Consider the following 12,549-nt stretch of genomic DNA (forward strand, 5'->3'; position numbering starts at 1 on the left):
TTTTATTCTTGGCAGCGGTTTATTATTCTCTCTAAAAGCCCTCCGAATGCGAGGAACCTGAAAGAGACAACTGTAAACATCCGATATTACACAAAATCACGGAATCCGGTAACTGGTCGGAATGTCACACTAAATCTTAATAAAATGAGAATATGTTGGGGTACACCCATCAGGAAATATTTTCCGTGCTGTATCCTTTCAGGGAGAGGAGCTCTTTTACCCTGTCGCGGTGGTTTCCCTGGAGTTCGATAGAATTCCCTTTCACGGTACCACCACATGCGAGTTTTCCTTTCATGAACTTTGAAAGAACTTCGAGATCAATATCGGTCGGGTCGAGGCCTTCGATCACGGTCACTTCTTTCCCGTACCGGCGTTTGTTCACTTTTACATTGATCCGCTGCTGTTCCTTTGCTACCTCCTCACAGATACATAATTCCTTGGGAAGTCCACACGTCGGGCAAATGCCACCAATCATTACAGCTATTTTCAAGTTCTGGTTATTTATTACTTGGCATTGTCCGGATGATATTCGGTCGATATGCTGCGTTTGCTGCAGTTTCCGGCACATATCCGTTTTATGTGCGGGCATTCAAATGAGTACCTATGTCACTCATGGTCGTGGGGACTTCGTCACATGTGGGAAAAAGCATCACGGTAGCTGCGATCTGCCGGTGCCTGGTACGCCGCGGTATCAGGGTTGCGCCTTTTAAGTCCCAGAACATGAGCCTGAACTCGTTTGTTACGGAGGACGGCGGGGAAATCGGGATGGCACAGGCAATGCAGGCATGGGCCGCACGGCTCTCACCCACGACCGATATGAACCCGGTGCTGCTCAAACCGAAGGGTGACTGCGTTTCGCAGGTGGTGCTTTTCGGTCACCCGTATAAGGATGTCCCAATTGCGGACTACTACACGGAAACCCCATATCTCCTCACGGAAGCAGTTGCAGCATTCCGACGGCTTCTCCAGGAGCACGGGCAGGTTGTGGTTGAGGGGGCAGGTGGTGCAGCCGAGGTGAATTTGTATGATCGGGACATCGCAAATACGCTGCTTGCAGAGAAACTCAAACTCCCCCTGATCCTTGTTGCCGACATCGAACGAGGCGGAGTATTTGCCCAGGTATACGGTACCATCCATCTCCTTCCAGAATCGGTTAAGCCGCTGGTGCGGGGGATTATCATCAACAAGTTCCGGGGCGATCCGGCCATCTTTGCCCCGGGGGTAAAGATGATCGAAGAAATTACCGGAGTGCCGGTGCTCGGCGTCGTGCCCTATTTTACCCTCCCGCTCCCAAGCGAAGATTCCCTCTCCATCGGGGACAAGATAGCACGGGAATTTCCGGTCCGGATCGCGGTGATTCGGCTCCCTCACATCGCCAATTTCACGGATTTCGAACTGTTGGAACAGTATGCGGCTGTCGAGTATGTTTCCTGTGGAACCTCACTTCAGGGCTATGACTGTATTATCCTTCCCGGAACAAAGAATACGATCGAGGATCTTGCAGCGATCAAGGCGAAAGGAACCGATCGTGAACTTTGGGATGCACGGGCAAGGAACGTCCCGGTGATCGGTATCTGTGGGGGGTACCAGATTCTGGGAAAAACTCTCGTTGATGAAGGTTTTGAATCGGTGGCCGGGACCTATGTAGGCCTCGGCCTGCTTGACTGTGTCACCCGTTTTTCCTCATATTCCAAAAATACCACGCAGGTGAAACGCGAGGCATGCCCGGTCCCCCCCATCCTGTCGGCCATGGGCACAGTGACAGGGTACGAGATCCATATGGGGGTTACCCATGAGGAGATGGATGGCGAGGCATTCAGCGGGGATGGCAGGGTGAGTGCCGATGGACTTGTCTTTGGTACCTACATGCACGGGCTGTTTTTAAACCCGTCAGCGGTAAATGCACTGCTCTCCTACCTTTACGGGAAAAAAGGGCTGCCCTTTAACCCGATCCTTCAGGAAGGCAGCGATCCCTACGATACGCTTGCGACTTTATTTGAGCAGAATGTGGATATGGGGGCAATAATCGCAATACTGAAGGAATAAAGGGAATTGCGGGAGGATTCGGCGTTTTTGCATAAGAGGCAATTACCCGATGAGACTCGTAATGCTGTGGAAGCCCTCCCCCTGACGGTCCGCACACCTGACTGCCTGCACGGTGGAGAGATCCACCTCTCCGGTCACCCGGCACTTCACACAGTAGGCAAGTGACGGGGATTTTACATAGATTCCATTTACCTTAAACTCACGACAATGGATGCAGAGCCGGCAGTACCCGACAGGCTCCCGTTTTTCCGGCAGGCACTGGACTGTGCCGCCTTTAACGTCCAGTTCCCGGTACGTATCAGATCCCATACATTGGTCCTCTCTTCTCCCATAGTATCTCGGGCACTATACTTAAAACAGTTCAACGCCAAAATTAGAGCCATGAAGGTGTGTATTATGTGCGGGGGCGAAGGAACGCGCCTGCGCCCTCTCACATTCGAACGTCCAAAGCCCTGTATCCCGATTGTCAACCGGCCCTCAATCCAGCATCTCGTCTCACACCTCTCGAACCTTGGATTCCGTGAAGTGGTGATGACCCTTGGATACCTGGGAAAGGATATCGAGGCTGCCCTTGGTGATGGCTCCCTTTTTGGCGTTGATATCACCTATGTCCACGAGAAGACCAAACTCGGCACGGCCGGCAGTGTAAGAAACGCAAAGAAATACCTGGACGGGCAGGATTTTCTGGTTGTCGGCGGGGATCATGTGACCGACTTAAATGTCCTTGAATTCTACCGCGCCCACCAGAAAGAAAAGGCGATGATCACCATCGGTCTCATCTCGATTGATGATCCCGGGGAATATGGTATCGCTGAGATCGATGTCAACTACGAGATAAAGCGGTTCAAGGAGAAGCCTTCGCCCGGTGAAATATTCTCCAATCTCGCAAGCACCGGGATGTATGTCTGCAGTCCGGAGATCTTCGATCACATCCCGACAGGAAAAAAGTTTGACTTTGCGCGGGATCTCTTCCCGCACCTTATGGAGGAAGGAATACCCCTCAAAGGCTGGTTTGCCCGCGGGAACTGGACCGATGTGGGAAGCCCGCACTCGCTCCGTCAGGCAGAGCGCTGGAAACTACAGGATATCACGATCACCGACATCATCGGAGATCTCTCCATGCACGGCGCTCGGGTGCAGGGCCCGGTGCAGTTGGGTGATTCGATCACTCTTGGGAAGAATACCCGGGTCATTGGCCCGGTGGCGATCGGTTCGGGAACGACGATCGGAGACAATGTCCTCATCGGTCCCTATACAAGCATCGGTGAGCGGTGCATCATCCGGAACAATGCGAAGATCTTCTCCTCGTCGCTCTATAACCGGGCAGTGATCGGGGCAAACACCACGATCTCGGGAAGCATTATCGATAACGATACCCATATCGGGGAAGGATGCAGCATTGAAAACGATACCGTGATCGGCCCCAGAGTTGTTTTACGCAACAACGTGGTGGTCCATTCAAAGACCCGGATCTGGCCCGAGGTCGTGGTTCCTGACGGGACTATTGTAAAAGAACACATCTTAAACGATAAGTTCGATATCCGGTGCGAAGGGTCGTAAAAAAGATTGCAATTATTTTATGGCCGTTTTACCAGCCGGTGAGTGATCGCAACGAGGGGGTGCCGGGCGTAATCCAGCACCTGCACGTCATCGAGCGTTTTTAAGTTCATCGTGTTTGCCGTCCGCTCCATGCCCAGTTCCACATCCTCGCGGATCTCGATAATATATGCATCAAGCGCTGTGATGCCAAGCCTTTTTGCGGCAATCGCACGGTGGTGACCGTCGACGAGAATAATCCGGCCCGGCCTTTTCACCACGATGATGGGTTCAGCCAGCCCTTTTTTGATCTCGTAGATTCTGCCTTCCAGTTCATCCTCGTAGATCCTGGACTGGGTGGGGAGCAGATCTTTTATGGGCACAATGCCCCGGTTGAGCGTAGGATCGACACCATAGAGTTTTTTGAGCGTCGATATGAAGTTGAAGACTTTTTCCGGGGATACGTGCTCGATCTGCGAGCGGATCACATCGGAATTGGAGATGATCCCGAGCAGGTGGTTTTTCTCGTCCACTACGGGAAGCTTCTGGATACCGCTCCGAAAGATCACACGTGCGGCATCTGTGATGTCCATCTCTGGATCTGCGACGATCAGTTCTCCGGACATCGCCTGCTCGATGGTCTCGCCCGGCTTTACAAAGAGAAGATCTCTGGCTGCGATATACCCGACCACTGCTGAACCGTCAACAACCGGGAAGCCGTCGTGATTGGTCTGCTGGATCTTCTCTATAACCGATTGCACCGTACCGTGGAGATCCACGCTGACGACATCATAGGTCATATAATCCTTGACCTTTTTTTTGTCCATCATTACAGTTTCCGGCGCTGATGACTTTAAATGAATCGGTAAAAAAGGTATGAGATGGGGTGGCGAATCTATTCGATAGCGATGTGTGAAACCTGTGCCATCTTTGAACGTTTGATGTGGACTTCCAGCACACCGTTTTTGAAACGGGCTTTGGCATCGCTCTCGGTTACATATGCAGGCAGTGTCACCACACGTCGCATCGTGCCGTACATCCGCTCTCGCATGTAGTAACCTTTGGATTTCTCATCAGTCTCTCATTTATGTTCGCAGATATCTCAAGGACACGCGGGTTCAGTACTTCTCTAAATTTTCCTTTACACACATCAGAATTTTTTAACAGGTTTGCCGAATCGATTTTTGGTTCATTGGGGGTACCCCCCTCAACCAGCCCGGGGTGGCACCCCCCCGCTCCCAAAACCGGGAGGTATCCTGACCCCCGACCAATTTTTTAAAAGCACGATACCCCCTCCCCCCTGTCCGGGCATAAGAGGAGGCCTACCCCCCCCTTTCCGACATTTCCAAAACCTGTGCTTCGCATGGAGTTATCGTCTGAAGGGATATTTTCTCCGACCGATGGCTTGGGGGGTAGGGGCCTCTTTTCTTGCAAGGGGGCACCCCCCGCTCCCAAAACCGGGAGGTACCCTGACCCCCCGGCCAATTTTTTAAAAGCATGATCCCCCACCCCCTTCTTATGGCCCGGGAGTGGGGGGTGCCACCTTTGTACAAATGGGGAGGTACCCCCTCCTGGCATAAAGGAGGGTGGCGACTGCCAAAAAAGGGTACTCCCGCTTCCAGATCTGTCTCATTCGAATTTTTAGTGGTTGTTCTTTCAACGTGAAAATAGAGAAGTACTGGGGTTCACTAACTGAATGCTGACGTTCATTTTTTCGATGCCAGGTAGATCGGCAACGATAACGATCTCATCATCATATTCCCTCACATCCACGCGGAACTAGCAGGTAACCAGATATGGATCCTATCAGAATAGTTTATGACCGTTCACCGTTGACATAATAAGGAGGATTTTAATAATGGGCGCAAAAAAGCAGGAAGAGAAATCAAAGAAGGTGTGGACAAAAGTACTCGCGATTGTTGCCGGTGTACTCTTTGTTGTTCTGATGGTAGTATCCTCAATGGGCTCAAGCTGGATCACATCGCTTGCTGCGGTCAAACCCGGCGATGTGGCGGTTGTGGACTATACGCTCCGGGATGCGCAGGGACAAGCGCTTATCACCTCGAACTCACAGCTGTACACGCAGCTTGTCAGTCAGGGTTCCGGTGTCATGTACTCAAAACAGGTGACCATAACGGCAAACCAGTCGCTCACAAAATCGATATTCCCGGTGCAGATCTATTCCGAGAAGACCGGCTGGGCGAACCAGTTTGCTTTATTCGCGAACGAGTACGATGCAATCAGCACGGGTATTGTCGGCCTCAAAACCAACGGCCAGAAAACGATCTCTCTTGCGTCGAAACAGCCCATGACACAGTTCTGGTCGGCAGACCAGCTGGCAAAGAACAACATGAGTCTCTCATCGATGCAGGTCGGCCAGTTAATGGCCCTTGGCGTTTCCGATAACCCTGATGCGGCGTCGGACAATTCCACTGCCCAGTACTATGTCCGTTTCGGTGAGATCACCAATAAGACATCTGACGGGATCACTCTCGATTTCGCCTATCCGAGTGTTGATGTTACCGTCGTCTCAATCAATAAGGCGACCTGATCCCCCGGATACTTTTTTAATCTTTTTATGAGGCGTGTATCCGTTGTATTGTGTGTTCTTAAAAAAGAGGGATTAATCCCTCGCTGGAATGTCATGCCGGGAGACCGAAACGATGTATTCCTTTTTTGTTTCTTTTAGGGACCGCCGGTAGCCTTATCCTGCCCGCGAGATTGGGTGGTAACAATAAGAAAAAGGCTCCTATGATCGGAACCCATAGATACGTTTGATCTTGTAAGCGATGGTTTTCCATCCCTCTTTTCTCATTAGGGGACCGTCACGCAGTTTGATGTGGGAGAGTTTGAACCGTTTCCCGTCGACAACGTATTTCTCTCCGACCACAAATTCATCCTCCCCGTCGCATTCCCGGTAGAGCGGAATTGTCTTCCTGCCGTCATGGACGGAGATCTTCACGACCACCTTGTCGATGGTCCGGGTCCAGAGCGTCGTAATGTCTTTTACTTTCGCACGCGTCAGTCGTTTTCCCCCGCACTCGATTGCTGTGACTTCGACCCCGTAGGCTTCGTCTCCGCACTCTGCCACAAGATGGTCGTCAAGGAAACACTCGTCCTCCGGGTCAAATTCGATGGTGCCGGTAAGTGAAGTCCCTTCCCGGGAGACAATTGTCTTTATTACCTGCATTTCAGGTTCCTTTTCCCAGGGTATACGGTGGTGGTGCCCGCACGCTGTGCACCGGACAAGGCGGTCGCGGGACTCCGCGAGGACCTCGTGCTCGGTCTCTTCCCCGCATTCGGGACACAAAACGGTGATAAACATTGAATATGAATGGCAACCCTCACATGATAAAGCATGGAGGCGCACGAGATTATCCGGTGCCGGGGACATCCTCTTGTCCTTGGCACCCACCCGACTACATTTGAGGTGACCTGCGAAGAGCATCTTTCCGAAAACGGTAACTGCATCATCGGAGTCGCTGCCGACAAGGGCTGCTCCGGCCTCTCCGCAGCCTTCAGAACTGCGCTTGCCCATGATGACGCGATTCTTGTGACACGGCTTTCTGCGGGGAACACTGAAGTAGAGGTGCGATCCCGGGGATCGGCACACCTTACCCTCGATCACCCGACGGATCTGGTCTGGCGGCGCAGTACCTTTACCTGCGGGAGGACGATCGGCATCTGCTCGGATTATGTCGCAGCAACCCTGCCCCGTGACCTGGTAGCCGCGCTCAAAAAAGGGTCGGAGATGACGGTAACCTTAACGGTCACTCGTCCCGACTGAGGGTTGTTATCTTCTCTTCTGCCCCGGCAAGAAGGGTTTCGCACTGCTTGACGAGTGCTGCACCCTGTTCGTACAATTTCATGCTCTCGTCAAGGCTCGTGCCGCCGTCCTCGATCTTTGCGATGATCTGCCGTAACTGTTCGATCTTTTCTTCATAGGTTTCCGTCATGATCCACACGCTCCACCATTACCCTACTCTTACCATCGTAAAACCGCAGGTTCAGCCGGTCGTTTTCTCTCATGGCATTCACGGATTTCACCACGATGCCGTTCTTTTCTGCGACGCAGTACCCCCTGGCGAGCACTGCACGCGGGCTCCTTCCCTCAAGTGCTGTTCTCATCTCCGCAAGCATGAGCCGGTCGCGCTCGATCCGTGTAGAGAACGACCGTTCAAGCCGGTCAGAGAGATCCGCGGCTGCCTGCCGTTTCTCGCCGATCCTGCGGCAGAACCGCTGCGGGCGGAGACTGTCCCGGAGTGCAGCGATCTCATCCTGTGCCCGTGAGACGCGGGAAAGCAGCGTCGCGCCCAGCTGGCCCCGGAGATCCCGGAGTGCGAGCCTGAGGTCTTTTCGGTCCGGTACCACCAGTTCGGCCGCAGCCGAGGGGGTCGCCGCCCGCATATCGGAGGCGAGATCCGCCAGCGTCACATCCACCTCGTGACCGATGGCTGAGACAACCGGTACCGGGCAGGTAGCAATCGCCCGCACTACATCGGGGTGGTTAAAGGGGAAGAGATCCTCAAAACTCCCGCCGCCCCGTGCGACGATCACCACATCCACGTGCCCCGCCACCCGTTCGATAGCCCGTGCAATCTCCCTATGAGCGACATCACCCTGTACTGTGGTGGGAGAAATAACGATCTCGACAGGGTAACGACGGGCAATCACGGTACGGATATCGTGGATGACCGCCCCGGTCTCAGAAGTGACCACGCCCACCCGCGCGGGAAACGGCGGCAGCGGGCGTTTCCGTTCTGTGGCAAAACAGCCCTCCGCTTCCAGTTCCTTCTTCCATTTCTCTACGAGCAGGTACTTCTCCCCGGCTCCCCCCCGGGTCATGGTTTTTATCTGCATCTGGTAGGACCCGTGCGGCGAGTACACCCGGACCGAACCGGTGATGACGACCTCCATGCCGTCCTCCGGCTCAAAGGAAAGCCGGTCCGCATCCGACCGCCACATGACGCACTTGATCACCGCCGCCATGCTCCCTCCCCCTTTCTCCGAGAGGGAGAAGTACCGGTGGCCCCGGGAGTGGTGCTTGTAGTTGGTGACCTCTCCCTGTACCCTGATATCCTGCAACTGCCGGTCATCGAGAAGGCGCTCGATGATTGTAGAGACTTCGCCGACCGTGAGCGGTGTATCCGGGAGGACGGACATCTCTTTTGGTTCCTGCGCCTCCGGGGGCTCGGTGCGGTAAAACCAGTCCATGAAAGAAATATTATGCGCTAAAGCGCTTATCAATTAGTATTATCATGACTGCCTACGGCGTATCGAGCATGTTCTTCCATGAATATACCACAGAAGAGATCTTCTCGTTTGCCGCACAGGCAGGCCTTGACGGGATCGAATACTGGCTGGAGACACCGCATTTCTGGCTCCGCGATCTCCCGGCAGACGAGCTGATTGCCTGCCGTCGGGATCACCCGGAGATCGTCACGTTCACTATCCATACCCCGGTTCTCGACCTGAACCCCTGCTCCATCAATCCTGACGTTGCGGAGATCTCGGTTGCATACGCCGTCCGGTCGCTTGAAATGGCGCAGGCACTCGGGGCCAGCGTTCTCACCGTCCACCCCGGCCGGAGAACGGCAAAACGTCCCCCGGGCGATGCGGATCGCGCCCGGTTCGACCATTATATGAGGGCGCTCCGCGCAGCTGCCCTTAAAGATACGGTTACGGTCGCGATCGAAAACATGGAACCCGCCATAAACTCTCTCATCTGCACGCCAGAACGGATGCGGGAAGTCCTCGATGACGAACCGTGGCTGAAGTTCACGCTCGATACTTCCCACGCGCTCGCGGCCTCCGAAGAGACCGCGATGCAGTACATCGATCTCTGCGCCGACCGGCTCGCGAACGTGCACATCAGCCGGGCCGGAAACGGCCGGCTCCATCTCCCTCTCGACCGGAGCCCGGTGATCGCCCGAATCCTAAAGAAGCTCCGCGACTGTCACTACCCGGGCGGTCTGATGCTTGAGATCGACGACCTTAACTTCGGAAAACCGCTTTCGGCGGAGGAGAAGTGCGCGGTTCTCGCGAGGGATAATGCGTTTATGAGGGAATGTATGGAGCCTGACTGAACGGTTCTGTCGCCGTCCGTTGGTTTTATTAAATCACATTCCCCATATCTGGAGTATAAGAACGACTATGAACCAAATAGTATGGCGTGTTTTTACACGGCGTGAAATAGGATGATTGAGGATCTTTTTTATCTCCTGCTTTTTATCATCTGCATCCTGCTTTCCGCGTTTTTTTCCAGTTCGGAAGTAGCACTGATTTCGATCACCAAAGCGAGGGTGCGGACGCTCGTGAACGATAACAAGCCCGGTGCCCTTGCCCTTGCCACCTTAAAGGAGAACCCGGATCACTTCCTGATTACGATCCTTATCGGAAACACCATCGTCAACATCGCTGCCGCTGCTATCGCAACCGCTATTGCGATCAGCGTCTTTGGTAATATCGGTGTCGGGATCGCCACCGGGGTTGTCGTGATCGTCCTCCTGGTCTTTGGGGAGATCGGTCCGAAGATCTACGCCAGCCGGGCCCCGGACACCTTTCCCCGGGCCGTGGCGCCCATTATCCTTTTCCTCTCGCGCATCGTCTCGCCCATTATCTGGGTTGTCGATCGGGTGAGCCCGTCGCTTGGTGCCGGCAGAGATGCGGCCGAACCTGCGGTGACTGAAGAAGAGATCAAAGAATGGATCGACGTGGGTAAGGAAGAGGGTACAATCGAGCAAGACGAAAAAGAGATGCTGTACTCGGTGCTCGAATTTGGGGACACCACGGCCCGGGAGATCATGACTCCCCGCGTGGACGTGATCCTCATGGAAGACACCTCGGGCATCGGTGAGGCAATCCGGGTCTTCAACGAAACCGGCTTCTCCCGTATCCCGATCTACCACGAGCAGATCGACAACATCACCGGCGTCCTCAATGTCAAGGACGTCTTCTCCGCGATGGTTTCGAAAAGGAAAGACATCTCGATAAAAGAGATTATGTACGACCCGACGTTCGTACCCGAGACAAAGAAGATTGACGATCTCTTAAAAGAACTCCAGGTACACCGGGTGCAGATCGCGATCGTCATCGATGAGTACAGCAGTTTTGTCGGGATCGTCACGGTCGAGGACATCCTTGAAGAACTTGTGGGCGAGATCATGGACGAGTACGACAAAGAGGAACCCGAGGTGCAGACAATCTCCGAGGGGGTCTATGTGCTCGACGCCCAGATGTGGGTGGACGATATCAATGACGAGCTCGGTATCGGGCTGCCCCTGGACGAATCGTACGAGACGGTCGGCGGCCTTTTGATCGACAGGCTCGGCCACATCCCGCAGCACCCGGGGGAGAAAGTAGAGATCGAGGCCGGGAGAATCACGCTTGTCGTCATGCAGATGCACGGCCGGCGGATTGTCAAGATCAAATGCGTCATCCGTCCTGAGACAACAAACGGTGCAGAGCACCCGTAAGGGAGGAGTGGAGAAACCATGACAAAACGGATCGTAGTGGTCGCATCGGGACGCGGTTCGAACTTCCAGGCCATCATCGGGGCCCTCCAGCGCGGGAATATCCCGGCCGAGTGCGTGGCGCTTGTCACCGACAATCCCAAAGCCTATGCAATCGAGCGGGCAGAGGCAGCCAATATCCCGGTTGTCGTGGTGGATTACGGTTCATTTGCTACACGGGAACTCTATGAACAGGCGCTCCTTGCGGCGCTTCATGAGGTCCGGCCTGACCTTGTTATTCTCGCCGGCTACATGCGTATCCTCGGATCGGCAATTGTCCGCGAGTATGCCGGGAAGATGGTAAACATCCACCCGGCGCTCCTTCCCAGTTTCACCGGCCTCCATGCCCAGCGGCAGGCACTTGAACAGGGAGTAAAACTTGCCGGGTGCACCGTGCATTTCGTAGACGAGAGCCTGGATGGCGGCCCTATCATCCTCCAGCGCTGCGTGCGGGTGATGGATGACGATGACGAAGATACTTTAGCGAATCGCATCCTCATACAGGAGCATCTCGCACTCCCTGAAGCAGTCCGGCTCTTCTGTGAGGACCGGCTCTCAATCGAAGGACGGAAAGTAAGGACCCGGATGTAAGGCCGGCTGGCGTGGCTTTCGTAGCATCCTGCCCGCGCCCCGTCATTTTTATATCCCGGGCGCTGATAGTATGACACGTCAAAAAGGCAGACCGTGAATCATGAAAGACAAGCACCGCACCCCCTCGGTAAAACCCCTGGCCCGAGAGCGTATCGCGGTGCTCTTTACTGAAGCAGAGAACGTCTATCATGAGCACCCGGAATACAGCGACCGGTATGTCGCCCTTGCCCGGAAGATTGCCATGCGCCAACGGGTCAGGATTGACCTGGAGTACCGGCGCCGGTTCTGCCACCACTGTTACCGGTACCTGGTGCCCGGGGTTAACATGCGGGTGCGGATTCATCCTGGATGGGTGGCAGTCACCTGCCTCGAATGCAAGAAAACAACCCGGTATAGGATGGAGAGATCTCATGACCACAAAGACTGATCCCGCGATGCAGGACCTCAAACCGACGGTCTGGATCGGGAAACAGGGCTGCACGGAGGCGACGATCGAGGAGATCGTGGCCCAGCTCAAGAAGCGTAACGTAATCAAGGTGAAATGGCTCCAGAACACGGAGGTTGACCCGGAAACAGTAGCGGAGGCGGCCCGTGCCGTACTCGTCAGCGTCCGGGGAAAAACGATGGTACTCGCGGCACGCGGGAAAAAAGAGAAAAAAGAGAAAAAATAAACCCTTTTTCTAGTCGGCCGAGTAGGGGTCCGGCTTCTCGAAATATATAAGAACCTCGCTTACCAATAAGATAAGACTGTTATTTAATTTTAAAAACAGTGAGGACTATTCATGACGACCGTATATGATGTCCCGGCCGACCACCTCATCAGGAAGGTTGCCGAGGAGCTCAAGAAGCGGCAGGAGATCAAGCC

General features: G+C 54.3%; 15 protein-coding genes and 1 pseudogene. 9 read left to right on the plus strand and 7 right to left on the minus strand.

Annotated features, from left to right (window positions below; all coding sequences use genetic code 11):
* Positions 1-169: 169 nt before the first annotated feature.
* Positions 170-475 (minus strand): stress response translation initiation inhibitor YciH, encoded by a 306-nt coding sequence (gene yciH / locus WCX19_RS10885; RefSeq protein ID WP_292425120.1) that lies wholly within the window; start codon positions 473-475, stop codon positions 170-172.
* Positions 476-603: 128 nt separating this feature from the next.
* Here yciH and WCX19_RS10890 point away from each other — a divergent pair, with 128 nt between their 5' ends.
* Entirely contained in the window at positions 604-2,046 is a 1,443-nt protein-coding gene (locus WCX19_RS10890) for a cobyric acid synthase (RefSeq protein WP_373008013.1), read from the plus strand.
* A 42-nt stretch (positions 2,047-2,088) separates the two neighbouring features.
* Here the strand turns inward: WCX19_RS10890 and WCX19_RS10895 are convergent, their stop codons facing one another.
* The gene (locus tag WCX19_RS10895; RefSeq protein ID WP_373008015.1) at positions 2,089-2,355 is read right to left on the minus strand and encodes a hypothetical protein; all 267 of its coding nucleotides are present in this window, start codon (positions 2,353-2,355) and stop codon (positions 2,089-2,091) included.
* 72 nt (positions 2,356-2,427) lie between these two features.
* On the opposite strand from WCX19_RS10895, the gene WCX19_RS10900 reads away from it, so the two are divergent.
* Positions 2,428-3,606, plus strand: coding sequence for a sugar phosphate nucleotidyltransferase (locus WCX19_RS10900; protein WP_373008017.1), 1,179 nt, complete (start codon positions 2,428-2,430; stop codon positions 3,604-3,606).
* A gap of 17 nt (positions 3,607-3,623) precedes the next feature.
* On the opposite strand, the gene WCX19_RS10905 is transcribed toward WCX19_RS10900, so the two are convergent.
* Entirely contained in the window at positions 3,624-4,409 is a 786-nt protein-coding gene (locus WCX19_RS10905) for a CBS domain-containing ParB/RepB/Spo0J family partition protein (protein WP_373008041.1), read from the minus strand.
* Between the two features lie 68 nt (positions 4,410-4,477).
* Positions 4,478-4,645: pseudogene (locus WCX19_RS10910) on the minus strand (Hsp20/alpha crystallin family protein); the annotation flags it as partial.
* A 795-nt stretch (positions 4,646-5,440) separates the two neighbouring features.
* On the opposite strand from WCX19_RS10910, the gene WCX19_RS10915 reads away from it, so the two are divergent.
* The gene (locus WCX19_RS10915) at positions 5,441-6,133 is read left to right on the plus strand and encodes a hypothetical protein (RefSeq protein WP_373008019.1); all 693 of its coding nucleotides are present in this window, start codon (positions 5,441-5,443) and stop codon (positions 6,131-6,133) included.
* Between the two features lie 198 nt (positions 6,134-6,331).
* Here the strand turns inward: WCX19_RS10915 and WCX19_RS10920 are convergent, their stop codons facing one another.
* Entirely contained in the window at positions 6,332-6,907 is a 576-nt protein-coding gene (locus tag WCX19_RS10920) for an HVO_0476 family zinc finger protein (RefSeq protein WP_373008021.1), read from the minus strand.
* Positions 6,908-6,940: 33 nt separating this feature from the next.
* Between WCX19_RS10920 and WCX19_RS10925 the strand changes: the two genes are divergently transcribed.
* On the plus strand, positions 6,941-7,369 hold the full coding sequence (locus tag WCX19_RS10925; RefSeq protein ID WP_373008023.1) for a DUF371 domain-containing protein: 429 nt from the start codon (positions 6,941-6,943) through the stop codon (positions 7,367-7,369).
* Here WCX19_RS10925 and xseB read toward each other — a convergent pair.
* The gene (xseB, locus tag WCX19_RS10930; protein ID WP_373008025.1) at positions 7,353-7,538 is read right to left on the minus strand and encodes an exodeoxyribonuclease VII small subunit; all 186 of its coding nucleotides are present in this window, start codon (positions 7,536-7,538) and stop codon (positions 7,353-7,355) included. The genes WCX19_RS10925 and xseB overlap by 17 nt on opposite strands.
* A complete protein-coding gene (xseA, locus tag WCX19_RS10935) occupies positions 7,522-8,796 on the minus strand; it encodes an exodeoxyribonuclease VII large subunit (RefSeq protein ID WP_373008027.1) in 1,275 nt (424 codons plus the stop codon). The genes xseB and xseA overlap by 17 nt, the downstream gene beginning before the upstream one ends.
* Before the next feature lie 44 nt (positions 8,797-8,840).
* Here xseA and WCX19_RS10940 point away from each other — a divergent pair, with 44 nt between their 5' ends.
* The 5 genes from WCX19_RS10940 to WCX19_RS10960 all read left to right on the plus strand — a co-directional run bounded on the left by WCX19_RS10940 (position 8,841) and on the right by WCX19_RS10960 (position 12,355).
* Positions 8,841-9,668 (plus strand): sugar phosphate isomerase/epimerase family protein, encoded by an 828-nt coding sequence (locus tag WCX19_RS10940; protein WP_373008029.1) that lies wholly within the window; start codon positions 8,841-8,843, stop codon positions 9,666-9,668.
* Positions 9,669-9,779: 111 nt separating this feature from the next.
* Positions 9,780-11,057 (plus strand): hemolysin family protein, encoded by a 1,278-nt coding sequence (locus tag WCX19_RS10945; protein WP_373008031.1) that lies wholly within the window; start codon positions 9,780-9,782, stop codon positions 11,055-11,057.
* Positions 11,058-11,075: 18 nt separating this feature from the next.
* Positions 11,076-11,684, plus strand: coding sequence for a phosphoribosylglycinamide formyltransferase (gene purN / locus WCX19_RS10950; protein ID WP_373008033.1), 609 nt, complete (start codon positions 11,076-11,078; stop codon positions 11,682-11,684).
* Positions 11,685-11,784: 100 nt separating this feature from the next.
* Positions 11,785-12,111 (plus strand): ribonuclease P protein component 4, encoded by a 327-nt coding sequence (locus tag WCX19_RS10955; protein WP_373008035.1) that lies wholly within the window; start codon positions 11,785-11,787, stop codon positions 12,109-12,111.
* Positions 12,095-12,355, plus strand: a complete 261-nt coding sequence (locus WCX19_RS10960) for a YhbY family RNA-binding protein (RefSeq protein WP_373008037.1) — start codon at positions 12,095-12,097, stop codon at positions 12,353-12,355. The genes WCX19_RS10955 and WCX19_RS10960 overlap by 17 nt, the downstream gene beginning before the upstream one ends.
* The last annotated feature ends 194 nt before the right edge of the window (positions 12,356-12,549 follow it).

This window comes from Methanoregula sp., assembly GCF_041663825.1.
Lineage (GTDB): Archaea > Halobacteriota > Methanomicrobia > Methanomicrobiales > Methanospirillaceae > Methanoregula.